Here is a 24013-nt window from a genome sequence, read left to right on the forward strand (position 1 = left end):
GGTTATGATTGAATTCTCATTACAGAAAAATTTACATACCGCAGAAGGTGAAATGCAGTTACACGTAACCGCCAAAATTGAGCGCGGGCAATTCGTGAGCCTGTATGGCGCATCGGGCGCGGGCAAAACTTCCATACTACGTATGCTTGCGGGGTTTATGAAACCCGATAACGGGTATATTAAAGTAGATCATACCGAATGGTATAACGGTTTGCTTAAAAACTATTTGGAACCCCAGCAAAGAAGGATTGGCTTCGTATTCCAGGACTATGCCTTATTTCCCAATATGAATGTGCGGGAGAACCTGTTGTTTGCACTTGGTAAAAACGAACCTACGAACATTGTAGATGAATTGCTTGATGTAACCGGGTTGACCAACCTGGCGGCCAGAAAAATACAGGCGCTTTCAGGCGGTCAGCAGCAACGCGTGGCGCTGGCAAGGGCCATTGCTAAAAAGCCTGCCATTTTATTATTGGATGAACCTTTATCGGCTATCGATAGCGTTATGCGGGCGCAGTTGCAGGACACCTTAAGAGAGATACACAAACGTTATGCATTGACCACTATTTTGGTAAGCCATAATACCGATGAGATCATTAAACTGAGCGACGTGGTTATACAGCTTGAACAAGGCAGGTTTACCCGGCAAACCACGCCCGCTGATTTCTTCCGCAACGGCAACGATACCGGTACATTAACCGGCAATATTGTTTCAATTGATGACAATGGCAATGCGGTTGTGTTGATCGATAACCGGCTGTTGCATATCAATATCGGCGGTAAATTCAATGTAAATGACAAGGTGAAGATAAAGGCTAATGAGATAATGTGATAATGTGATAATGAAAAACCACGAGTTGCCTGAATCGGCAATCGGCAATCGTGAATCGGCAATAACTCGCGAAATTTTGTAACTCGCTATCGTGAAACGTGAAACGGCAAACGTGAAAAGATTTCTGAATTTCGTGACTCGCGTTTTCGGCGATTCACCTGCTCGCGAAGCGAGCATTCCTTAGTCAACCTGTCAACTCGTCAACTTGTCAACTCGTCAACTTGTTAACTCGTTAACTAATCCATTCCTTACCTTCGCAATCATTATGAACTCTACACTATGGTACCCATACGCCCAAATGAAGCACGTAAAACATTTGCCAAAAATGGTAAAGGCGAATGGCGTGATGATGCAGTTGGAAGACGGCGCTCAATTAATTGATGGCATTTCATCATGGTGGGCCGTTATACATGGCTATAACCATCCCGCATTGAATGCAGCGCTTACACAACAATTGCAACAATTTGCCCATGTAATGTTGGGCGGGCTTACTCATCAACCCGCGCTTGACCTGGCAGCAACGCTTGTACGTATTACCCCTGAAGGGCTCAATCATGTATTCTTTTCCGATAGCGGTTCCATAGGTGTTGAGGTGGCGCTTAAAATGGCCATTCAATACTTCACAAACCTGGGTATAACCGGTAAAACGAAGATCGTTTCGCTACGAAACGGTTATCATGGCGATACCTTTAAGGCCATGGAGATCAGTGACGACTCCGACTTCAGCAAAGCCTTTTCAAGCGTATTGCATCGTGGTTTCTTTCTCGATATTCCGGCCGGTGGTTTTGAAGCCACAGAAGCGACAATACAACCTGCGGTAAAACAACTGGAAGACCTGCTGGCAGCGCATCACAAGGAAATAGCTGCCTTTATTGTAGAACCCATTGTTCAATGCGCCGGCGGGTTCCACATCTATTCTCCACGCTATCTTAAAGCAGCCCGGGAATTATGTTCTAAATACCGGGTCTTACTTATTTTCGATGAGGTGGCCACCGGTTTTGGCCGCACCGGTAAACTATTTGCAGCGGAACATGCGGGGGTTAGTCCGGATATTATGGTGCTGGGCAAGGGCCTCACCGGCGGGTACCTGGGCCATGCCGCCACATTAGCTTCTACAGAAGTATATAATAGCTTTTTAGGCGATGATCGTGATAAAGCCCTTATGCACGGGCCCACATTTATGGCCAATGCACTGGCCTGTGCGGTAGCGCTCGAAAGCATAAGATTGATTGAAGAAGAAAACTACCTTGAAAAGATCGCCCGTATTGAAGCCATCATTCGCCGGGAATTTGCAACCCTTAATTTCCCTGGTATCGTTCACAAAAGGACCATTGGTGCTATTGGCGCCCTTGAATTTAAGGAAGTTTCCATGTTGGCCGGTTTCAATACCTTTGCCAAAACCGAGGGCGTATGGTTACGGCCTATAGGGAACATCCTGTACCTGATGCCGCCTTATATTACCGAAGAACAGGAAGTGGTTGCTATTATTGATGTTATGCGTAAATGGTGCCAGCAAATGCGCTAAGTACCGGTGCAGTTTTTGCAATGACGCCTTTAATGGCACAACTCACCGAAAATATTGCCTTTTATGAGCAGCAGGCAAAGTCCGGCTCCATTGACCCATTCTATTATGACCGGCTGATGGTCTATTACCGCAAACACAAAGAATATAAAAAGGAATTAATCCTTATTAACAAAGCACTAAAGACTTTTGCCGATCACTTTAAAAAGCAGACCGATGAAATACTGGCCGTTGCCAAATCAAAAGCCGCCATCAAACGCCTGAGTGAAAAGATCAACCGTTCGGCCGGACTGGTTGATAAAAAAGGTAACCCGCACTACATGCCCGAACCTATGGTGCGCTGGATAAAGCGAAAAAAAACCGTGCAGGAGAAGATTAGCAGGAGTAAAAGTTTATAGTTCACAGTTCTTAGTTCACAGGTTTTTAGTTGTTACTTCCTGGTTCTAAGTTGCGGTTATTGGGTTATTCAGTTATTCAGTTGCATCAGGCCTCGCTGTGCTCGCCATCTGCTTTTTTCCCAGGCTTGCGCCAATGTGATTTTCCGGCTAAGCTTCTGGTCCTATTGCCGCGCCAGTATTACCTTTATCAACTCTATCAACCGTATCAACTTATCAACTCCCTCGTCAACTCGTAACAACCATACTGGCATACAATTTTTCAGACACTATTATAAACTTGAGCAACTATACGCAAATCATAGGAATAGCATCAGGAATTTTAACTTCATCGTCCCTGGTGCCACAACTGGTAAAAATAATAAAAGAGAAAAAAGCCGAAGGTATTTCACTCGGCATGTTTGTCGTTTTATTGATTGGCCTTGGCGGCTGGGTTTGGTATGGAGTTGAGAAAAAAGATATTCCCATTATTGCCACCAACTGTTTTTCGTTTGTCACAAATGTTCTAATACTTATCTTTTCATTGAAGTATAAAAAGAAAGAAGCAAATAAGTAACCTGCTACTTATCGGTCTTTTGCACCCATACGGAAACAGAGCCTGCCGGAACGAAGAATTCGCCCCACCCTTCTTCATCGATCACCACCTCTGCCGTATGTTTTCCCAAATGATCGATAAAGGTTTTACCGCTGTGTTGTTTACCTATTTCCATTTTTTTATGTCCGTCTTCACTATTCGACAACAATACAGCGCAGGCCGATCCTTCAATATCATCGGCGCCGGCGCGCGTCCAGCCAATGCAATTGGGGTGATCGAAGTAATCGCGTTGCTCACCATAGGCAAAGCGGCGCCGCGCTTCCAGTAGCTGTTCCAGGTGGGCGCATTTATCGAGAAAGATCTCATGATCGTTGCCATCTTTTCCCTTATCAACGTAATGAGCGCCATACAGATCGGGGTAAAACACACAGGGGTAACCGCCTTCTCTCAATAATATAATGGCATACGCATGTGGTTTGAACCAGTTCTCTACCGGAGCTTCCAAGGCCTGAAGCGGCTGGGTATCGTGGTTATCAACTACGGTCACTGCCAGTTCGGGTTTTGCAACCACCAGACTATCATTCAAAATTGTTGTAAGATCATAATCTTTACCGGCAAGCGAAGCATAATAAAATGCATGGTGCAGCGAAGAATCAAAAAGCGACATCCGTCCGCCGGTTCGCTCAATATAACGGAGCAATAAGTGTAATTCGCCCGGCGCCCAATATTCTCCAACGGCAAACAGGTTGGGTTTAACAGTGCGCAAATGATCGAGCCATTCAACAAAATAATCGGGGGTTATATGTTTTACAGCATCTATGCGAACGCCATCAACGCCGGTTTCCTGTAAGAACCAAACACCCCATCTTTTTAGTTCTTCCCGCACCGACTTGTTACGGAACTCGATATCTGCAAACATTAGGTAGTCGAAATTGCCTTTTTCGGTATCTATTACTTCTTCCCAGCCTTCGCCATATTCATTTTGAATGGAGTAAATAGCGGTTTCATTCAGATCGTGGGCATAATCAACACCGGTAAAACAATTATGGTCCCAAATAAAGTTGGAGTACTTGCCCTTTCGCCCCGGAAAAGTGAATTTGGTAAATGCGTCTATAGTGAATGGCTCGCTGATGAATTTTGTACGATCTTCTTCATCAACTTTTTTAACAGTTATACGTTCAGCTTCATCGGCGCCGCCTTTATGGTTCAGCACAATATCGGCATATACCTGAATACCCTGTTGGTGAAGGGCCTTTATAGCATCGAGAAGCTCCTGTTTTGTGCCGTATTTTGTACGTACCGATCCTTTCTGATCAAACTCACCCAGGTCGTACAGATCATATACATCGTAGCCACTGGCATTGGGGCCATCTTTGCCTTTATAAGCCGGAGGCAACCAAACAGAGTTAATACCTAATTGCGCTAAATGTTCGGCATCGTTTGCCACCAGTTTCCATAAACTTCCGTCAGCTGGTATATACCAGTGAAAATACTGAAACATAGTTCCATTGATCATGGGAATGGGGGTTGTTTTAAAGCTTATACACAAAATGGCGGCCAGGGCAAACCAGGGTTATTGATTTTAATTACAGTTAATTGGGGAACATATTGCCCAACGCCTCAGTTCCATTAATTTTGCCAATAGGTGTAAATAATAAACAGGTGATACAGCCGCTCATAACACATATTAAAAAGTTCTGCTCCATTGAACCTGAACAACTGGGTTTGCTGGAACCCTACTTTGAACCCAGGACCTATAAGAAAAAGCAGTTCCTGTTACAGGAAGGCGAACGCTGCCACGAAAAATTCTTTATTGTAAAAGGATGTGTATATATCTACTATCTGCGGCAGAACGGCATTGAACAAACGATTGATTTTGCCCTTGAAAACTGGTGGATCTCCGACTTTATGGCCTTTCCGCAAAACGCCAGCGCCCAGTTCTCCATACGGGCAGTAGAAACTACAACCGTATTGAGCATTACAACAGAACGCCAACGCGAGCTACTGGAAAAAGTACCTGAACTGAACGCCTACTTCCATCTTGTTTTTCAAAAGGCCTATGCCGCCTCACAGATCAGGCTCAGGAAATTATACGAATTTTCGAAGGAAGAGCTCTACCGCGAGTTCAGTACGAACTTCCCTGAATTTATCCAGCGCGTACCACAATACCTGCTGGCCTCCTTCCTGGGTTTTACGCCCGAATATTTAAGCGAGATCCGTAAGAAATACGTTTCTTAAACCAGTTTAAGCAAAAGGGCATAATTGAAATGGAACTTTGTTCCTGTAAATCAAAAATGTTCAATTATGTTAAAAGTAGAAAAACACCGCTTAGACGTGTGGAAAGAAGAACCTCTTTACTGGGACCATATAGTAGCCATTGACAAACGCCTTATTGGTTCCACTGTGCCCAGGAATTTACTGGAGCTTATAAAGGTGAGGGTTTCACAGATCAACAAATGTGTTTATTGTATCGATTACCATACCCAGGATGCGTTGAAACTGGGCGAATCGCAGCGCAGGTTATTTGTCTTATCTGCCTGGGAAGAAAGCCCTTTGTTCACCGACAAGGAAAAGAGCGCGCTTAAAGTGGCCGAAGAAATGACCCATATATCTGTAGAGGGCGTTAAAGATGCAACCTTCGAAAAGCTGAAAACTCATTTCAGTGACAAAGAGATAGCCGATATATTCGTTTGCATCAGTCATATCAATTTCCTTAACCGAATTGGAATCTCTACAAAAACGGTGGCTTTATAAATAATTGGCGGTTCTGGCGTTTGTCAGGACCGTCTTTTTGCAAAACTCTTCCACTTTGTGATATTGTTGTGATTTGTTACCGGTAAAAAGCGTATCTTCATCCAGATAATTTGAGCTTCGCACTTGTATCACTCTTCTTCAGGAATCTACTTCCTCTTTTAGTCTCTTACTTTTTGCCTCTCAAATGATTTTTAATATTCTTAATTATTTCAATGAACATTTACGTTTCAAACCTCGGCTTCAATTTTCAGAACGAAGACCTCACAACGATCTTTGCGCAATATGGAGAAGTATCATCTGCTAAAATCATTACAGACAGGACCACAGGCCGGTCAAGAGGATTTGGTTTTGTGGAAATGCCCGACGACCAGGCTGGCAACAAAGCCATCTCAGAGTTAAACGGCGGAACTATTGAAGGCCGTACCATTTCGGTTACTGTTGCAAAACCAAAGGAAAGCGGATACACAAACCCTAAGAATCCTTTCAAAGATAATTCGAGCCGTCGCTGGTAATATCTCTTTTTTAAAGGGCTCCCGGACGTTACCAGGAGTCCTTTATTTTTTTAACAATCTCCAATTCGTCCTATGTCGAAGATCACTTTCAATAATTCGAATAATATTTTCTTTCAGTCGCTTAAAAAAGCCGTAGAATCGTATTTCAGCGAAAACCAGCTCAAAAAGACCGGCAACTGGAAGTTATATACAAAGACCGTCATCCTTATACCTTCTGCTATAACCATCTACATTTTATTACTTACCATTCATTTACCGGTAATTATTGCACTGGCCCTGTGTATGCTGCTTGGCCTGATGCTTGCCTGTATTGGCTTCAACATTATGCATGACGCCTGCCATGGCAGTTATTCAGACAAAAAATGGATGAATAACTTACTGGGGCTTACCCTGAATGCAATTGGCGGAAATGCATTTTTCTGGAAACAGAAACATAATATAATTCACCACACCTATACAAACATTGAAGGGGCCGACGACGATATTGCACAGAGTAAACTGCTGAGACAAAGCCCTACTCAAAAATGGATGCCGATACATAAATACCAGCATGTATACCTCACGCTGGCCTACTCGCTTACATTATTCATGTGGGTGAGCATAAGGGATTTTCAAAAGTACTTTACAAAGAAAATTCATAATACTACATTACACCAGATGGACAAAAAGGAACATATTATGTTCTGGACAAGTAAGGTGTTGTATGTATTTTTCTATATTCTACTACCGATTTTGACGGTTGGGCCGCTTGCCTGGTTTATTGGATATGCCACCATGGGTATTACTACCGGCATTCTCATTTCTTATGTGTTTCAACTTGCCCATGCGGTTGAGGGGCCTGAATTTGATTCGGTGGGCATTGAAGATAAAATGATAGAAACAGAATGGGCGGTGCATCAAATTAAAACCACGGCCAATTTTGCTCCCCGGAACAAAGTTTTATCATGGCTGCTGGGAGGGTTGAACTTTCAGGTAGAGCACCATTTGTTTCCCCGCATCAGCCATATTCACTACCCGGCATTAAGCCTCATCGTACGCCAGCATTGTGTTCAACATGGGCTGCCATACCATTGTTTTAACCGGGTATCAACGGCCATTTCATCACATGTTCGAACTATGAAAAAATTGGGCCGCAATCCCTATATTGCGTAACTATTGCCATTATCAAAATCATATTTGACATAAAATCTGTACCTTTTAAGTAATAAGCCATTATTTCACGCATGATACGTTCTATAATCGCAGGCACCGGATCATATATTCCACCGGTCATTAAAAAAAACGACGAATTCACATCAGGAAAATTCTATACCGGAAAAAGCCTTGCGCTCTCTTCAGGGATGCCCGAGATCATTGAAAAGTTTCGTCAAATTACGGGCATCGAGGAAAGACGTTATGCGCCTGATCATATTACAGCCTCCAATATGGCAACATTTGCAGCACGGCTGGCTATAGAAGACAGTGGTATAGACCCCGAAACCATAGACCAGATCATTGTTGCCCATAACTATGGCGATATTAAACATGGGAGCGTACAATCCGATACAGTACCATCACTTGCTTCGAGGGTAAAACATGAGCTTAAAATATCAAATCCATCGTGTGTACCTTATGATATCCTGTTTGGCTGCCCCGGATGGCTTCAGGGGCTTATACAGGCCGATGCTTTTATAAAAGCAGGCATGGCCAGCACCTGCCTGGTAATAGGTACAGAGACCCTATCGAGGGTAATAGACGTTTTTGACAGGGACAGCATGATATTTTCGGATGGAGCCGGTGCATTTATTGTTCAAAAGAAAGAGGTAAATGCAACTGGTGGTGGCTTTTTAGGGGCATGCACGCGATCAGACTGCACGGAAGAACTCAATTATATTTATTTCGATAAGTCATATGAACCGGAAATAGTGGGCAATACCAACTTTATAAAAATGCATGGGCGCAAGGTATATGAGTATGCCCTTAAGCAGGTACCTGCGGCTATGAAAGACTGTCTCGAAAAAAGTAGCGTTGATATAAAAGACCTGAAGAAAATTTTCATTCACCAGGCAAACGAAAAAATGGACGAGGCCATAGTAAAAGCGCTGTACCGGCTTTATGACATGGATGTTGCTGCTGAAAGCGTAATGCCTATGAGCATACACTGGCTGGGTAACAGTTCTGTGGCCACCATTCCAACTTTATATGACCTTGTACTTAAAGGGCAGGTAGAAGATCATGCATTGCATGCGGGCGATGTGATCTTATTTGCATCGGTAGGCGCCGGTATGAATATAAACGCGGCTTGTTACAAACTGGAGTAGCGATATTTTCTACCATTCAGGTTGTGTATGATGTTCACTTACAGAGATCGTTTTACCATCTAACGTTGTTTTATGAAGCGACAGGATCGCCTGCCGGGCTTCCGTATCAACCGGCATATCGATCATTGCGTTACATTTTGAGCGGCCATTAAATTTATCGCGTAATACCTCGGCAGACGTAACAATGCCGAAAGGAGAAAATAACCTTCGCAGCTCACGATCTCCGGTATTCAAACTAAGATTAAGTACCTGAATATGCATACTCGTTTTTTTATCAATTACTATAATATAAATAAATTCCGCGCAGCCAGTTAAAGACCGACAATTCACTTTTAATGTTTCCAGGTAACTGAGTTGATATAAGCTTTTCAATTCTACGCCCGTCGGTAACAGTCAATTTACCTAATGATTGGCCAAAGTAATTTATAATAAACAGCATCTGATAACCATTGGAACGGTCGAACATGCGCCGGTCGGGTTCATTGTTCTGAATGGAATGATTTAGCCCCATGGCCCAGTTATAATCACCATTATGTAAATGTTCTTTTAAAAAAGTCATTGGTAGTCATTTAAAGGAAAGTTTAAAATGAGAGATAGCACATTAACAGGCATGGATATTACCCATGCCTTATTTAAATAATGATGTTGTGCTTTTACTTAACCACCGTAACGTTTACAGCTACCAATCCCTTGGGACTTTGCTGTACGAAAAATGTTACTTTATCATTTTCCATCACAGGTGAAGAAAGGTCATTGACATGTACGAAAATTCGTTCACGGGTTTCGGCATCGTTGATAAAACCAAACCCTTTCTGTGTGTTGAAAAATGATACAATTCCTTTTCTTGGTTCTTCAATTGGGCGGTCTTCCTGTTTTGGTACGCTCACCTGCATATCTTCCTGGCGGAAGATCTTCTTTTTCTTCGGATCGGGAGGAGTATTGGTAAGATTTCCATTTTCGTCGAGATATGCCATCATATCTTCCAGGCTTTTGCTTTTTTCATTAGCCTTTCTTTCCTTTCTTTTCTCTATTTTATCCTGTTGCTTTTTTACGCGTTGTTTTTCACGCTCTCTTTTTGAAAAGGTCTCTTGAGATTTTCCCATATAAAATGTTTAATGACTCCTGCCGGGCAGGAAATATTGTTTAACACTATTTAACAAATCAAATCCAGTGCAAGTCGAAAGTTGTATATGACCTTGCCGTACTAAATGTTGTGAAGATTCAGAACAGGTGCAGGGAGGAAATAATATTCAAATATACTAATAATAATCGGGTTTACCGCTAAAAGAGTTTACCCCCCCGGTAAATCATCAATGAAGGCCTTATATATTGTAATAAAACCTACTACTCCTGTTCATAAAAACAAATTACCGGTTGCTGGCCTTTGCTAACTTCAGAACAGGTAAAGTAACCGGGTTGCTCTGTTGCAAAGCAGATAGCTTCCCCTTGCGGCTCTTTTGTTACCGGTGTTATTTGTTGAGGCGATCTTGCCAAAGCAGCTGCTATGGATTCTCCCCTCGCCCGTTTCCAGTACCAGTAAGTATGTTCGTTGCGCAGCATGATCTCGAGCCCATTAAATGAAATGTTACCACCTGTAACCAAATGAAATGGTAAGGTTATTACCGGTTCAAGAACCACTTTATGGCTGGTAGCCTGGGGAAATGAAGCTACATAAATATTGCACTTATTATCCTCTTTGGTGACTATATACAGATCGCGGGTAAGCGGATCAAGCAGAATAGCTTCTGCATTGTGGGGTTTATCAGGATATTGTATGGTAATGGTCTCCGCATGTTTTATTACTTTTCTAACCGGCATTGCTTCATTTTTAAGGTCAGGTTCGGGAAACCGGTAAATACGTTTTTTGCAATACCAGGCGTAATTGTCGCCAATATCGGCAACATATATGTAATTACGATCAGGTAACGGACCAGGCCCCACGGCAATATCTTCCCAATCGCGATTAAAAGTATTATTGATTATCAGCTTACCAAGATCTTCGCCGGTGGTATTGGTAAGATAAATGAAATTAGGATGACCGCTATCTTCATTTAAATACAATACATTTTTATTCTGCCGGCTGGCAGCCATACCGGAGATCTCATGTAATTGTTTTCGCTGTAATTTTATTATGTGGGGGCTGTTGCTAAACTCTGAATATTTAATGGAGATATCACGATCATGAACAATCCGAACAGGTGGCATGCATTGCGCCGTATGGCAATGCCTGCAGGGCAAACAGGAATGGATGCCAACAAGTAACAAGATATACAAAAAGACATGCTTTACATATTTCCAACAAGCTCTCATATAGCGCCCTGCTATTTTATTCCCTTACTAATTTAAAAACCTGTGCCAAATATAAATGGCACATTAATTTCTATAGGTTATCTTTAAGTTACATAGCATGAAGAACACATTATTAATTACTTATGAGAAAGATCACCGGCATTATCGATGAATACGGCTTCCCTGCCATTGAGGAAGTAACAATAATCAATCCCCTGAATAATGTTGGAATAAAAGTAAGTTCAATCATAGATACCGGTGCGGCCGGGCTTCATATAAAGACCGATATCATTACGCTGTTAGACTTAAAAAAAGTTGATGGTGCCGTTGCGGTACACCCAATACTTGGCCGGCAACCCATAGATATTTATGAAATAACAATTGAAATACAGGGATTAGATTTTGGGAAAACACCTGTAAGAACTATGTTAAATGAATTCCCTTATGACCTGATCATTGGATGTGGGTTTATAAAAGATGGAAAGATGGTGTATGATGGGGAGCGTAAGACAGTAGAAATTACGTTGAAGAATTTACCTTAAAGAGTCCAAAATAATTCTATTGTTAACCGGATTTATAGAATCAAACTCAACCAAAAAAGAATAACCACTACATATATCTCCCCTTTTTCCTTTATTAATTACCAATCCAAGTATTTTACTATTGTTCTTAAAGTTCATATTTGCTACAGGGATAAATATTTATTAAGACCTCACAATGAAAATCAAAAGCTCCCAGTCCTGGATTGTATGCTATCAATTATTTTACAATTACCACTTTTATTGTAGAATTTTCTCTTTCTTAGCCCATTTGTCGCTGTCCGTCTCAATGACCGATTCAGCCTCCTTCTCGTTAGTTAGCAATTTTACTGAAATATTAGTAACTCTTTTTAAACAACCTCACCTATAATTTTAAATAAGGAGCCGCCCGCTCATAATACATAGAATTACTTACCAAACAATCATTGGCAGCTTACCAGACTAACATTTAAAATAAATAAAATACAAAAGCGTTAGTGATACATTAAAAAATCCCTACAGTATGAAGAAACTGCTGCTTGGCATGTGTTTATTTATTTTTGCGGTAAGCTGCTCCAAGAAAACCGATTCAAATGAATCTAATTCAGGCTCCACTGACGTTTATCTGAAAGTTAAAATAGAAGGCGAAGAAACAAAATTTACCGGGCCAAGGATGCCCAATGAAAAAGGTTGTGCCATTATTTCTGACAATAACGGAGGATCCAGAATGGTAGCCTACGACGGTACCCAATATATAAATTTCTGGCTCTCTAAAGTTCCGCTCAACACTATTACAACTACCAGTTATACTTATACTCCTCGAAGCAGCTATATTGACTGGCAACTGAATGGCTATCAAATTATGGATGGCGCGGTTGTACTTACATTCAGTAAGATCACCAATGGAAAACATACGGGCACTTTTTCGGGCACCATTAATATGACGCATAATGGTACCACCAAAGCAACTGCAGTTTCTGGTGAGTTCAATAATTTAGAAATAGTGCAGTAAATTCTTTTGATCTCAATTTAATAACTTTTACATAGCATTATTCGATGCAGTACCTTATCTCGGGTTAATTTTATTATAATGCTGCTTTAAGTTCTAAAAGCTTAGCCAAAGCCTTTTCATAGGGAAAGTCTTCTTTGTTCAAAGAAGTTACCATTTCATAATTTCCAAACCTGAACTCAATTATATCAGGTTTTAACGCAATAAGATTTAATTCATTGCAATGAAAGCATTTTCCTATGAGCCAGGAATGATCAGGTATTCCATCTTCCTTTTGCATTATGTGTGTTTCAAGCTCTTTTCCACAATTGGTACAAGGTTGGCGAAGAGTTTCTATAATTTTTCTATCACTGCTAATTAGTGATAAAATATTTAAACCATACAACCATTCATCCAAACTCTTTCCCAAATCGATATTTATATTCTTTGCAAGCTCAAAAAACAAGTCGCATATAAGCTCTCTTTCCTCAGTATCATAATCATTTTTATTCAGCGACCTGAGTGAATCCTTTATTATTGCAACGAGGTGCTCAGCGGGAGCATTTAGATTAATAGCATCTATCAATTTAGTTGCACAAGAATTAAAATGTGAATTCAAATGAGCGCAAAGCTCTGAACCGGAAGGATTCAAACCTCTTTTGTCCCATACCTCTGCTGAAAACTTATCCCTATGCCTGAAACTTTCAATTTTTACGATGAGTTTATTTTTATCTGCCATCTATCAGTATTTCTTTTATTCCCTTAGAGACCTTTTCATGCATGATTCAAACACATTAACTGTTATTATCTTCGGATCGGTTAAAAGTATTGATTTTGCTCAATTCCAGGCCCTGCAAACTGCTTTGATACACTATCCGCTTTTAAACATTCAACACCATTTATACAATACCACCCTGTAAATTTATCTGTAATTCAAAATCATCCATCCAATCCTACAAATAAGGTAAAGCTACCGTTTGTAAGAAGCATTTTCTCACTGGAATTCGCTTTATAAAGAATGCAATTAAACGTTCCTTTGATGATAGCTGCGTTATTTCTGCTTTTATTCGCGGGGTTTTTATTCCCGATTGATGCTTCTTTGTATTCGGTAATCACAAAGCTGCTTCCTGGTTGGTCAACCATTTTCTGTATTTGATAATTACCTATGTCAGTCCACTTTGTAGTCGCCCAGGAGCTTCTATTCTCGTCTGAAAACTTTATTTCAACCCTATTGAATTTAGTTTGGTAACAATATAGCAAGGAGTCATATTTTTTTTCACCTGGACTCATTAGCATTTTAAAAGATTCATATGTCGCTGACCAGTTATTTAGCAAGTCTCCTTGAGCAGAACCGAGCAAAAGTGAATAGTTAGACTTCTGGGAAATTCTAAAAAATGCCCCACTGGCAATAAGATAATTATCCGGGCTGGTTTGGATCAAATTACTATTTCCGTAGTTGATACTGTCTTTGTTTATTAGCAAATCATATTTTTTGCCATCGAGGTCAAAATGAATTTGAAAAATCTCATTAAATGTATTAATTGGTTCGCCTTTGCTTTCTGTATCATTTTTTGAGCAAGTTGAAAAGAAAAATATTGAAACTATTAAAATTAAGTTACGCATTGAAGTTAAAATTAAATTATTTGCTTTCATTACTCCCTTATCGGTAAACGTGTTGCTCATGGGCTTTGGGCGACAGGTATTTACAAACGTCTGATAAGTGTATTCTTAAATGTTTTATTTTTCGAGGGCTGCAGGAATATTGGATGATCAACAGGAAGTGTACCAGGAAAAGTGCATCACATTATCGTATAACCTAATACATTGTACGAGGTGTAAAAGTATAAAAAAACATATTTAAAAACTCAAACCGGTATTAATTAATGTCATGTGGTTAACGCTGATGTACAGTTTTTTTGCTATTCATATAGCAATTTCACGACAGCAAAATCATCAGTAAATTGATTAACGAGGCAAAGGCCAAAATGTTTGATACTACTAAAACCATTAGCGATATTGCCACCGAATGATATACAAAGAACTTCAACCCCACGATCAGCTAACGGATTTTGTGAAAAGTTATTGGTGGTTTAATAACGCAACACCTAACCCACTTGACTTTACTATTTTGCCCGACGGTTGCTTTGATCTGCTTGTTCATTTTAGAAACAACAAGTTGATTGAAACTTCGCTCACAGGCATTTGGACAAAACAGGTGGATGTTTCTATTGAACCAAACACCCAGATCTTTGGAATACGCTTCAAACTTTTAGCTGTTGATCATATTTTTAAAAATAAAATTGCTGATATACTCAACAGTGAATCGCCGGTTGAAAACGGCTTTTGGCACATAAACAAAACTGATTTTTCTGATCTTAACAATGCTACAGAACACTTCGATAAAATAATGCTTTCAATATTGAGCAATAAGAACAGTATTGACCTCAAAAAGAAAAACCTGTTCAACCTTTTGCAACAAACAAATGGAGAACTCACCGTTCAGCAATATTCAAAACAAGTATTTTGGACAAGCCGGCAAATCAACAGGTATTTCAATGAACGGTTTGGTATTTCATTGAAGCAATATTGCAATATCTTAAAAGTTTTTGCTTCTTTTAAACACATAAAGAACGGTCAGCTTTATCCGGAATATAATTATTTTGACCGGTCACATTTTATTAAATCCGTAAAAAAACACACGGGCGTTAATCCGGAAGATCTATACGAAAATAAAAACGACCGATTTTTACAATTGACAACAACGGCTAAAAAGTAATTTTGTCCCACTAATTAAAGAAAAATGAAATTCAGCAACATTCGGTTACTGGTGAACGACTTTGATAAAGCTTTCACTTTTTACAATGATACGCTTGGCCTTGAATGTACCTGGGGCAAACCGGGTGAAAACTTTGCCAGCTTTAATATTGGTTTAGAATCCGGGCTGGCCATTTTCAAAGCGGAATTAATGGGTATGGCAATTGACAATTTTAATACTAAAAAGAAAGGTGAATTTCAGGACAGATCTGTGATCATAATAGAGGTTGAAGATGTGTCAGACACCTACGTAAAACTAAAAAGCAAGGGAATTAATTTTCTAACAGAACCCAAAGATATGCCGGCCTGGGGCATTCGTGTGGCACATTTCAGAGACACAGAAGAAAATTTATTGGAAATTTTTTCCGCTTTGCCAAAAGACCAATGGGCAGAACATTTGAAATAATAAAAGAGGTATGCTGTTATTCACCTCATTGGGTAACTAAAGCTGCATACATAGAATTTCTACCGTAAACAGATGGTCGTTCTCCTATTTTTTCGATGCTGGAAAAGCCTGCATCGCTAAATATTGCTTGTGCACGGGCAAATGAAACCGGATACGGTACCCATTCATTTCCTGCATCGGTATCATACTCGATAAGCACCATCACTCCAGTTCGATTGCGCAAATGGGTTTTAAGTTTTTGAATACATGCTACCTGGTCCTGTACGTAATGAAGGGAATTTGCCATAAGTATACCATCAAGGGTTGGTATTGGCAATTTATCGTTCACAAAATCTGCCTGGTGAAATATGATCGAAGAATTATGCCCGGTATTAGATCGCTTTTGTACATCAATCGCATGAATGACAGAACCCGGTATTAACAGAGATAAGAGGGCTTCTGAAAATAATCCCTTGCCAGCGCCCAGGTCGGCCCAGGTTTGTGGTGAGCTTTGCGGAACAATTCCTTTTTGGATCAACAATATTGCTTCAGTTAATTGCATGGTATCGGTTTGCGTGCTAAATATACGTTTGAAACATTTTACGCTTCCCTAAAATCAGGTGTTTTTCACGTATTCGATATTTCAAAAAAGAACTATCTTATCGCCCTTCACTATTATACTGTCCATAACGGTAATAGGCCCTGATTGGTAAGCAAAATGTTTTACAAAACAGTATTACCATGAATGATTCAAATGAAAAAGAATGGTCGCCGAATTATCCGGTACCGGAAGCAGAGCGGCAAGCATACAGAGACAGGATCACTGTAGAAATGCAGAAAATGGCAGAAAAGATACAGGAGGTTTCAGCACAACCCTTCGATGAAAAAGACATCTGGGCAACAGTAGGCAATATTCGTTATGGGCATCCCACTGCTCCGCTATTATTACGGTACAAAGCACTGATGTGGTTTCACATGAACCCGCCTGACCCGCGTGGCGAGCCAATGTGCTCAAGGGCCGCCCCATATACGGTTTATTTACGTAGAAAGGATATGAGTCAATTACTCGGTGAAAGCATGCGTACCCTTGACCGGATGCTGGCTATCATTCGCGAAGTTGCATTTATAAAAACATATCAGAAAATAACAGTGGAGCGTTTTTGTTATTTAAATGGCCTGCCCGAGGATAAAATACAGGAACAATTGCATGAATTATTCTTAAAAAGATGGGACAAACCTAAGTTCAAAAGCAAATAAGTTAACTGCCCGGCAAAATTGCCGGGCAGTTTGGTAAATTGTAGTTTACCCAATTTCAGTATTTGAAAGGTTTGTTCGGTGGAATAGGTAACGTATAACGAAGGTTTTCTCTTTACCAATAAGGTTTTGAACTTTCCCATTAAGTTTTTTGATGTTACCTATTGGTATTTTGACCTGTCCATTCAGGTTTTCAATTCAACCTGTCGGGTATTTAACCAGCCCTGTCAGGTATTTATATTTCCTTGTCGGATTATCACTTCTCCCTGTCAGATACTTAACTTTCCTCATTGGGTATTCACTTCTCCCTGCCGGGAATAGTGCTTTCCCATTCAGATCTCCCCTTTCCCCCATCGGGTGCTTCACCTGCCCGATTAGCTTTTTAACTTATCCTATCAGGTTTCCACTTTTACTTATCGGGTTTTATGAGAATCCCAACAGGTGATCGTGATTACCCGACCGGGCTGTCGTTATAACCTGACCGTCGGTCGCCTGCCCCTGACAGGAAAAGGTGTTTACCCCATGAGGAATAACCTTTACTTTTTTGGCAATACTCAACACCCAATTGGGAAAGGCATGTAACTAACCGTTTAATGCATATACCTGCCAGGGAAAGGTATAAACCTGATCAGCAAAAGCCTTTATATGATTGGCGAAGGGCATAAACTGATTAGCGAAGACCTTTACCCGATTGGCGAAGGCGTTATACCAACTTGCGGAAGCAGGAATTTGAAAAGAAAGGTCAAAACGCGAACTGATCAACACTCAAAGTGTCTTGTCTACGCGAGAAAAAGCATACCGCTAAAAGTTCAACTTTTAAGTAGTTCTACCTAGGAAATGTTGCCAAGTGTTGCCAAGTGTTGCCAAAATTTGGATTTCGCTTCTCCGCCACCGTATATTCGATTTAACAAAGACGCCTGAACGATGAGCTAAATTCACTGACACTAGTAAACGGAATCCAACGGTGAAAGAAGTAAGTCAAACAGGTCATTAAGATCCTTCCGTATTGGCCAATACGTATTCATTCCGAGCCTTTATTCACTAACGTTCAATAACACTTTGTGTTACTCACTTTAGCAGTTGTGCTAAAGCTATATTACCGGAACAAGGGTGATGTATCAGGCAAAGTATGTTCAAAAGTTAAGGTTCTGATAGGTAGCGTGTACTAAAAACAATTTTATAATTTTTTAAATCTATTGTATATGAAACTTAAAATTAAAAAATCGTACAAAAAACCCAGCGATACTTTTCTGCTGATGCTGGTTGGTCGCATTTTGGAAAACATGAAAAACAATGCATCGTTCCCCAATCCAACACCGACAATAGCCGAGGTGGAAAAGGGCCACACAGACTTCCAGTTAGCTTTAAATGTAGCCGGCAGAAAAGACCGCACCCTTTCTTCAGCTAAAAACGACAGAAAAGCTGAGCTCATAGGGATGCTTGTTAAATGGGATGACTTTGTAACAACAACCAGTAACGGTGATAAGACCATGCTGCTTAGCAGCGGGTTCGATATCGCCGGCATTGGTAACGCCTCGCAGGACCTGGGAACCATTGACCAACTGGACGTTGAAATAGGACCGCCGGGACAGGCCATTGCCCGCATAAAACGGGTAACCGGGGCCAAGGCTTATGTATTCCAATGTACGCCTGATCCGGTAACACCCAACAGCCAATGGATAAACGAAACCTCCAGCGATCGAGAAGCTGTTTTCACTAACCTTAATTCGATCGCTAAATACTGGTTCCGGGTAATTGCCATCGGCAAGGGTAAACAAAAGGTAATATCAATACTGGTTTCAAGGGTTATTCAATAAATAGTGTGTTATAGCACAAATTGTCCCGTAAAGGGATTGCCCGGTCCTCCGATTTATCGGGGGGCCGTTTTTTATGTACCTCCCTTCTTCACCTCTATCCCACTCTCCTCTTTAATTTCATCCTGCACCACCGGCGACGCTTTACGATACCGTGGCCAGGTAAACGGACTTCTTGGTGGCCGCTCATCACCAAACAAAACGCCCCATTGCTTCAGGTGGTTCGAGCGGTCGAAAATGATCTTCAGCACTGCAATGACCGGCAGCGAAAGAAACATTCCGGAAATTCCCGCAAGCGCCCCGCCGGCAATAACTGCCACAATGCTGGTAAGGGCATTAATGCGTACCTTTGAGCCAACGATCTTTGGCATAAGAATATTATTATCTAAAAATTGTACCGCCGCAATAGCGATCAACACCGTTAATATAGGCGATAAATGGTCAGACGAAGAAAGCGTTAACAATACGCCAATCACATTTCCAATAAGCGCTCCTATATAGGGAATAAGGTTAAGAAAGGCGAACAACACCCCAATCAGCAGCGCATGTTTAATACCAAATAACATTAATATACCTCCCAGCAAAATGGTAATGTAGGCAATTTGAATAAGCAGCCCCCCAAGATAACTTTTTATGATGCCCTGCATCTCCTTCACTGTTTCCTTCACGCGCTCATGCTCATGCTCTTTATACCACAGGAAAACAAAACGCAGCAGCAGGTTGCGGTAAAACAATAATAAAAAAATGTAAATGGGAACAAGGCCGAAAAATATAAGCAGCGCAGTAAGCGAAGAAAAGATACCGCCAACATATCCGCCGGCAAAATTCACCAGCTTCTCACTTTGCTGGTTGATCAGTTGTAACTGCCGCTCGGTAGAATAATTGGTTTTGCTGCTGATCCAGCTACTCAGTCGCTCCAGGTGCAGTGTCACATTGGCTTTTAACGTTGAAAAATCTTCAATCAGCCGGGTAATATTTGTAGAAATGAACCAAACCACCGCCGCCATACCGGCCAAAAGCACCACCAGTACAATTATGATGGCCACCATTTCGGGTAGCTTTTTCTTTGTAAGCCATTTAAATAATGGATACATCAGTATAGTAAGAAAGAATGCAAGCACGATGGGCGAAAGAATGTCGGCGGCAACAACTATGAACCAAAAGAACACCGCCAATCCAATGATCTCGATCGATCGCCTGACTGTTAAAGGAAGGGTTTGCACAGTTTTACGGATAATGCTATAATTCGCATGCCACAATTCGCACGGCATCTTTATTGCATCCTATAGCCCATACACATTTTCAACAAACTACATTTTACCCAAATAAACATTGAAATGAATAAATAATGATAAAATTTCCAGGCGCCGGGAACACCCCTGCCGACAACGACCGCAAAATTTGAAATGAATAAAGCCACATGAAACAGGTAACATTAATTTACAATCCTACAGCAGGGAACGAAGAACATAGCAGTAAAAAACTGGCAGCGCTGATCGAAAGTGCAGGCTTTGCCTGCAGGCTATATTCCACAAAGGAAGAAGGATGGCAACAATTCGACAGCGATACCGACCTAATTGCCATTGCCGGCGGCGACGGAACCGTAAGAAAAGTGATAAAGGAATTGTTGAATAAAAAGAAAAAATACCCAATTGGCCTGTTGCCACTGGGTACAGCCAATAACATAGCCAAAACTTTAGGGGTAAGCGGAAACATCAAACAGATCGTTCGATCGTGGAAAACCAGCACCATAAAGAAAGTAGATATTGGCACCCTGGTAAACTTTGCTGAGGCCAGTTTTTTCCTGGAAGGATTTGGCTTTGGCATTTTCCCATACCTGGTGAAAGAAATAAAAGACCGCGATATAAAATTCGACACACCTGAAGATGAACTGAAAGGCGCATTGAAGCTTTTACATAAAATACTTTTTTCCTATGAACCTCATAAGTGCCATTTGGAGATAGACGGCACCGACCACTCAGGAAACTTCTATATGGTAGAAGTGATGAACATGCGCTCTATTGGCCCCAACCTCATGCTGGCTCCTTATGCCGATCCGGGCGATGGCGAACTCGATGTGATCCTGATCCCTGAAGCGCATAAAGAAAAATTCGCCGACTACCTTTTGCAAAAGATGGTTGGCGGCGAAGAAGAATATCAGTTTCATACCCTGAAAGCCAAACAGGTAAAGATCTTTTATAACGGCAAACATTTGCATGCCGATGATAAAATGCTGAAGTTGAAAAAAGAAACTGAGATCTTAATTGAAATAACAGCCGGTAGTCTGGAATTTCTTATTGCCACCTAAAACACGTTTTAACGCATCTTATAAAAAGGTGGCAAAGGAATTGATACTACAATAGTATTAAAAACTAATTTATGAAAAACCTAGTTATTGCATTGATAGTTGTATTAGCAGCCTTTAGCGCCTGCGAGCCTCCTAAAAACACTACGGGCACTTCAGCCGACAGTACAGCCACCAACAATAATACCCGCGATACCAGTGCATCAATGCAACGTGATACCAGTGGAACTCAGCGAGATACCAGTGGAACTAAGCGTGATAGCAGCATGAATAAGTGATAGCGATTACAAATAACCCGATCAATTTCCGCTTAAGGCGCGTTCAACAATTTCCTGTTGCTCAGCGGCGTGTTGCTTAGCGAACCCGGTAGCAGTGCTGCTTGTTTCTTTACGTGCAATTACCCCGAGGTTCATTTCATTATTTCTGAACTTTCGGCACAGATATGGCCATGCTCCCATATTCTCCGGTTCTTCCTGTACCCAAATAAATTCCCTGGCCATTCTGTATTTATCTTTTATCTTTTGCATTTGGGCAAATGGCGTTGGGTAAAGTTGTTCAATGCGAACGAGAGCAATATCATTACGCTCCTCTTGTTGCTGTTTTTGAAGCAGATCATAATAGATCTTACCTGAGCAAAACAGTACGCGATTTACCTGCTCGCTGTTTGCGTTCGCGTCATCTATTAACTCCTGGAATTTTCCATTGGTAAATTCTTCCATCACAGATACACATAATGGATGACGTAAAAGGCTCTTGGGTGTAAGAACGATCAACGGCACTCTAAAATCGCGATGTAACTGCCTGCGTAATACATGGAAAAAATTGGCCGGTGTTGTACAGTTCACCACCTGTATATTATTATTGGCGCACATTTCCATAAACCGTTCAATTCGGGCCGACGTATGTTCAGGCCCCTGCCCTTCATACCCATGTGGCAGCAGCATCACAAGCCCATTGCCCAATTGCCATTTTGCTTCGGCACTGGTCACATATTGATCTACTATAACCTGCGCCGTGTTTAGAAAATCACCAAACTGCGCTTCCCATATTACCAATGCAGTTGGGTTGGCCAGGGCATAACCATATTCAAACCCCAATACGCCGTATTCAGATAGCAGGGAATTATAAATTTCGAACCTGGCAGGTGTGCCCAATGCATTCAGGGGCACATATTCTTCATCTGAATCTATTGCCGTAATCACCGCATGCCGATGTGAAAAGGTACCCCGCTTTACATCCTCACCGCTAAGCCGTACGGAATGGTTTTCTTTTAACAGCGATCCATATGCCAATTGTTCGCCCATGGCCCAATCAAACACCCTGGTTTCATTTACCAGCTTTTTGCGGTCGGCAAACAACTTCTCCACTTTTTTCAAAAAGGCTATATCGGGTGGTAAGGAGGTGATACTGTTTCCGATATCAACAAGCATTTCTTCCGATATAGCCGTATTGGGCGATTCATTGAAATCTTTTTCATTGGCGTTGCTACTGCCTGTTGTAATTCGTTCTTCTTCTTTTGCCTCATCTAAAAACACCTGCAGCTCTGCCCTGAATGATCTGTCAAGTTCAGCAGCATTATCAGCATTAATGCTTTTTTCAGCTACCAGTTTTCGAACATATATTTCCCTTGTACCCGGGTGGCTTTCTATAGCTTTATATAAAAGCGGCTGGGTGAATTTTGGTTCGTCGCCTTCGTTATGTCCATATTTTCTGTAAGCCAGCATGTCGATAAAAACATCTTCCTTAAACACCTGGCGATATTCAATAGCTAATTGAATGATATAAGCCAGCGCTTCTACGTTGGCCCCATTTACATGAAACACCGGCGCCAATACTACTTTTGCAAGATCGGTACAATAGGTACTTGAACGGGCATCTTTATAGTCTGTTGTAAAGCCTACCTGGTTATTGATCACCAGGTGAATGGTGCCACCGGTACTATACCCGGCAAGTTTTTCCATTTGCAATACTTCATAAACAATACCCTGTCCGGCAATGGAAGCATCACCATGCAAAAGCACCGGAACGATCTTCGACTGATCGCCGCCGTATTTATGATCGATCCTGGAACGCGTTATACCTTCTACCACGGCATCAACAGCTTCTAAGTGGGATGGATTAGGACATACACTCAGCTGCACTTTTTTTCCATAGTACGTAGTAATGTCATTAGCATAACCTAAATGATATTTTACATCACCGCTATAGTTACCGTGCGCGTATTTGTATTCTGCACCAATAGCCTGGCAATAGATTTGCTCAAGATGGTCAATAATATTCCTCAACGATGTTTTACCTAAACCCACTTCTGCACCGGAACTAAACACAGCCTCAAGATCGGCTTCACTCAATCCAAACAGGGTCAATTCTTTTCCGGGTAATGCTTACGGCGTTCCCGTACTGGGTTTGTTTTTGCAAACAGATGCCCCCGGGTACGATAGGCATCGATCAAATTGAGCACATTTATTTCTTTAATAACAGCTGCAAATACTTCAACAGAGGAAGCCTGCTTCATAGTAGTATATAAAGGTTCGCCATGAGAACCAAAATCAAAACCTTCAAAGAATTTTTGCCAGCCAAATTCTACAGAACCGGGATCATGCTGATACGCTTCGTAAAGAGAGTTGATGTAAGAGGCTGTCCCGTTATTAAGATATGTTAAACGGTCCATAATTGTTTCTAATTTTAAAATATTAGACCAAACAAAGGTAGAGCTCCTTTAAATCATTCATTTGTTTAAACCAGCCAATTATGTAAGGGTTCGCGCCAACCCTGTTAGTTATTTAAAAACTTTTC

At 41.2% G+C, this 24013-nt stretch carries 28 protein-coding genes; 17 read left to right on the plus strand and 11 right to left on the minus strand.

All coding sequences use genetic code 11. The features are described 5' to 3' along the window. The first annotated feature begins 4 nt into the window (after nt 1-4). The 4 genes from GGD38_RS12880 to GGD38_RS12895 all read left to right on the plus strand — a co-directional run bounded on the left by GGD38_RS12880 (nt 5) and on the right by GGD38_RS12895 (nt 3305). Nucleotides 5-832 carry an ABC transporter ATP-binding protein gene (locus tag GGD38_RS12880; RefSeq protein WP_375300430.1) on the plus strand — a complete coding sequence of 276 codons (828 nt, stop codon included), beginning with the start codon at nt 5-7 and terminating at the stop codon, nt 830-832. A 265-nt stretch (nt 833-1097) separates the two neighbouring features. Continuing rightward, a complete protein-coding gene (gene bioA, locus GGD38_RS12885; RefSeq protein ID WP_375300429.1) occupies nt 1098-2357 on the plus strand; it encodes an adenosylmethionine--8-amino-7-oxononanoate transaminase in 1260 nt (419 codons plus the stop codon). A gap of 32 nt (nt 2358-2389) precedes the next feature. Beyond that, on the plus strand, nt 2390-2752 hold the full coding sequence (locus tag GGD38_RS12890; protein WP_375300428.1) for a hypothetical protein: 363 nt from the start codon (nt 2390-2392) through the stop codon (nt 2750-2752). Between the two features lie 277 nt (nt 2753-3029). Further along, nucleotides 3030-3305: a SemiSWEET family sugar transporter gene (locus tag GGD38_RS12895; RefSeq protein WP_375300427.1), complete on the plus strand. Its 276-nt coding sequence runs from the start codon at nt 3030-3032 to the stop codon at nt 3303-3305. Between the two features lie 4 nt (nt 3306-3309). Here GGD38_RS12895 and GGD38_RS12900 read toward each other — a convergent pair whose 3' ends face one another. Then, a complete protein-coding gene (locus GGD38_RS12900) occupies nt 3310-4800 on the minus strand; it encodes an alpha-amylase (protein ID WP_375300426.1) in 1491 nt (496 codons plus the stop codon). An 80-nt stretch (nt 4801-4880) separates the two neighbouring features. On the opposite strand from GGD38_RS12900, the gene GGD38_RS12905 reads away from it, so the two are divergent. The 5 genes from GGD38_RS12905 to GGD38_RS12925 all read left to right on the plus strand — a co-directional run bounded on the left by GGD38_RS12905 (nt 4881) and on the right by GGD38_RS12925 (nt 8850). Further along, the gene (locus tag GGD38_RS12905; protein ID WP_375300425.1) at nt 4881-5522 is read left to right on the plus strand and encodes a Crp/Fnr family transcriptional regulator; all 642 of its coding nucleotides are present in this window, start codon (nt 4881-4883) and stop codon (nt 5520-5522) included. A gap of 66 nt (nt 5523-5588) precedes the next feature. Then, nucleotides 5589-6038 (plus strand): carboxymuconolactone decarboxylase family protein, encoded by a 450-nt coding sequence (locus GGD38_RS12910; RefSeq protein ID WP_375300424.1) that lies wholly within the window; start codon nt 5589-5591, stop codon nt 6036-6038. 212 nt (nt 6039-6250) lie between these two features. Then, nucleotides 6251-6550 carry an RNA recognition motif domain-containing protein gene (locus GGD38_RS12915; protein WP_375300423.1) on the plus strand — a complete coding sequence of 100 codons (300 nt, stop codon included), beginning with the start codon at nt 6251-6253 and terminating at the stop codon, nt 6548-6550. A 72-nt stretch (nt 6551-6622) separates the two neighbouring features. Then, nucleotides 6623-7702, plus strand: a complete 1080-nt coding sequence (locus GGD38_RS12920; protein ID WP_375300422.1) for a fatty acid desaturase family protein — start codon at nt 6623-6625, stop codon at nt 7700-7702. 71 nt (nt 7703-7773) lie between these two features. Then, nucleotides 7774-8850 carry a 3-oxoacyl-ACP synthase III family protein gene (locus tag GGD38_RS12925; protein ID WP_375300421.1) on the plus strand — a complete coding sequence of 359 codons (1077 nt, stop codon included), beginning with the start codon at nt 7774-7776 and terminating at the stop codon, nt 8848-8850. 9 nt (nt 8851-8859) lie between these two features. Here the strand turns inward: GGD38_RS12925 and GGD38_RS12930 are convergent, their stop codons facing one another. The 4 genes from GGD38_RS12930 to GGD38_RS12945 all read right to left on the minus strand — a co-directional run bounded on the left by GGD38_RS12930 (nt 8860) and on the right by GGD38_RS12945 (nt 11055). Then, on the minus strand, nt 8860-9111 hold the full coding sequence (locus tag GGD38_RS12930; RefSeq protein WP_375300420.1) for an RNA recognition motif domain-containing protein: 252 nt from the start codon (nt 9109-9111) through the stop codon (nt 8860-8862). Nucleotides 9112-9124: 13 nt separating this feature from the next. After that, the gene (locus GGD38_RS12935) at nt 9125-9409 is read right to left on the minus strand and encodes a hypothetical protein (RefSeq protein WP_375300419.1); all 285 of its coding nucleotides are present in this window, start codon (nt 9407-9409) and stop codon (nt 9125-9127) included. 94 nt (nt 9410-9503) lie between these two features. Then, the gene (locus GGD38_RS12940) at nt 9504-9953 is read right to left on the minus strand and encodes a cold-shock protein (RefSeq protein WP_375300418.1); all 450 of its coding nucleotides are present in this window, start codon (nt 9951-9953) and stop codon (nt 9504-9506) included. Nucleotides 9954-10194: 241 nt separating this feature from the next. After that, nucleotides 10195-11055 (minus strand): hypothetical protein, encoded by an 861-nt coding sequence (locus GGD38_RS12945; protein WP_375300417.1) that lies wholly within the window; start codon nt 11053-11055, stop codon nt 10195-10197. A gap of 227 nt (nt 11056-11282) precedes the next feature. Here GGD38_RS12945 and GGD38_RS12950 point away from each other — a divergent pair, with 227 nt between their 5' ends. Both GGD38_RS12950 and GGD38_RS12955 read left to right on the plus strand, forming a co-directional pair. Next, complete coding sequence (locus tag GGD38_RS12950) at nt 11283-11681, plus strand: hypothetical protein (protein ID WP_375300416.1); 399 nt, start codon at nt 11283-11285, stop codon at nt 11679-11681. Between the two features lie 499 nt (nt 11682-12180). Further along, nucleotides 12181-12669 (plus strand): hypothetical protein, encoded by a 489-nt coding sequence (locus GGD38_RS12955; RefSeq protein ID WP_375300415.1) that lies wholly within the window; start codon nt 12181-12183, stop codon nt 12667-12669. 73 nt (nt 12670-12742) lie between these two features. On the opposite strand, the gene GGD38_RS12960 is transcribed toward GGD38_RS12955, so the two are convergent. Together GGD38_RS12960 and GGD38_RS12965 are read right to left on the minus strand one after the other, a co-directional pair. Beyond that, on the minus strand, nt 12743-13384 hold the full coding sequence (locus GGD38_RS12960) for a hypothetical protein (RefSeq protein ID WP_375300414.1): 642 nt from the start codon (nt 13382-13384) through the stop codon (nt 12743-12745). A 200-nt stretch (nt 13385-13584) separates the two neighbouring features. After that, nucleotides 13585-14328 (minus strand): hypothetical protein, encoded by a 744-nt coding sequence (locus GGD38_RS12965; RefSeq protein WP_375300413.1) that lies wholly within the window; start codon nt 14326-14328, stop codon nt 13585-13587. Nucleotides 14329-14671: 343 nt separating this feature from the next. Between GGD38_RS12965 and GGD38_RS12970 the strand changes: the two genes are divergently transcribed. Beyond that, nucleotides 14672-15421 (plus strand): DUF6597 domain-containing transcriptional factor, encoded by a 750-nt coding sequence (locus GGD38_RS12970; protein WP_375300412.1) that lies wholly within the window; start codon nt 14672-14674, stop codon nt 15419-15421. A gap of 24 nt (nt 15422-15445) precedes the next feature. Further along, nucleotides 15446-15865 carry a VOC family protein gene (locus GGD38_RS12975; protein ID WP_375300411.1) on the plus strand — a complete coding sequence of 140 codons (420 nt, stop codon included), beginning with the start codon at nt 15446-15448 and terminating at the stop codon, nt 15863-15865. A gap of 25 nt (nt 15866-15890) precedes the next feature. On the opposite strand, the gene GGD38_RS12980 is transcribed toward GGD38_RS12975, so the two are convergent. Beyond that, nucleotides 15891-16406, minus strand: coding sequence for a class I SAM-dependent methyltransferase (locus tag GGD38_RS12980; protein ID WP_375300410.1), 516 nt, complete (start codon nt 16404-16406; stop codon nt 15891-15893). A 179-nt stretch (nt 16407-16585) separates the two neighbouring features. Here GGD38_RS12980 and GGD38_RS12985 point away from each other — a divergent pair, with 179 nt between their 5' ends. Then, nucleotides 16586-17101 carry a hypothetical protein gene (locus GGD38_RS12985; protein WP_375300409.1) on the plus strand — a complete coding sequence of 172 codons (516 nt, stop codon included), beginning with the start codon at nt 16586-16588 and terminating at the stop codon, nt 17099-17101. 1199 nt (nt 17102-18300) lie between these two features. After that, nucleotides 18301-18915 carry a hypothetical protein gene (locus GGD38_RS12990; protein WP_375300408.1) on the plus strand — a complete coding sequence of 205 codons (615 nt, stop codon included), beginning with the start codon at nt 18301-18303 and terminating at the stop codon, nt 18913-18915. Nucleotides 18916-18986: 71 nt separating this feature from the next. On the opposite strand, the gene GGD38_RS12995 is transcribed toward GGD38_RS12990, so the two are convergent. Beyond that, nucleotides 18987-20135 carry an AI-2E family transporter gene (locus tag GGD38_RS12995; protein ID WP_375300407.1) on the minus strand — a complete coding sequence of 383 codons (1149 nt, stop codon included), beginning with the start codon at nt 20133-20135 and terminating at the stop codon, nt 18987-18989. A gap of 197 nt (nt 20136-20332) precedes the next feature. On the opposite strand from GGD38_RS12995, the gene GGD38_RS13000 reads away from it, so the two are divergent. Then, nucleotides 20333-21220, plus strand: coding sequence for a diacylglycerol/lipid kinase family protein (locus GGD38_RS13000; protein ID WP_375300406.1), 888 nt, complete (start codon nt 20333-20335; stop codon nt 21218-21220). A 71-nt stretch (nt 21221-21291) separates the two neighbouring features. Continuing rightward, nucleotides 21292-21495: a hypothetical protein gene (locus GGD38_RS13005; protein ID WP_375300405.1), complete on the plus strand. Its 204-nt coding sequence runs from the start codon at nt 21292-21294 to the stop codon at nt 21493-21495. A gap of 21 nt (nt 21496-21516) precedes the next feature. Here the strand turns inward: GGD38_RS13005 and GGD38_RS13010 are convergent, their stop codons facing one another. Beyond that, nucleotides 21517-23583 carry a 2-oxoglutarate dehydrogenase E1 component gene (locus tag GGD38_RS13010; RefSeq protein WP_375300404.1) on the minus strand — a complete coding sequence of 689 codons (2067 nt, stop codon included), beginning with the start codon at nt 23581-23583 and terminating at the stop codon, nt 21517-21519. After that, nucleotides 23580-23888 (minus strand): hypothetical protein, encoded by a 309-nt coding sequence (locus GGD38_RS13015; protein ID WP_375300403.1) that lies wholly within the window; start codon nt 23886-23888, stop codon nt 23580-23582. The genes GGD38_RS13010 and GGD38_RS13015 overlap by 4 nt, the downstream gene beginning before the upstream one ends. Between the last annotated feature and the right edge of the window lie 125 nt (nt 23889-24013).

The sequence above is a fragment of the Niastella sp. OAS944 genome, from assembly GCA_024809215.1.
Classification (GTDB): domain Bacteria; phylum Bacteroidota; class Bacteroidia; order Chitinophagales; family Chitinophagaceae; genus Niastella.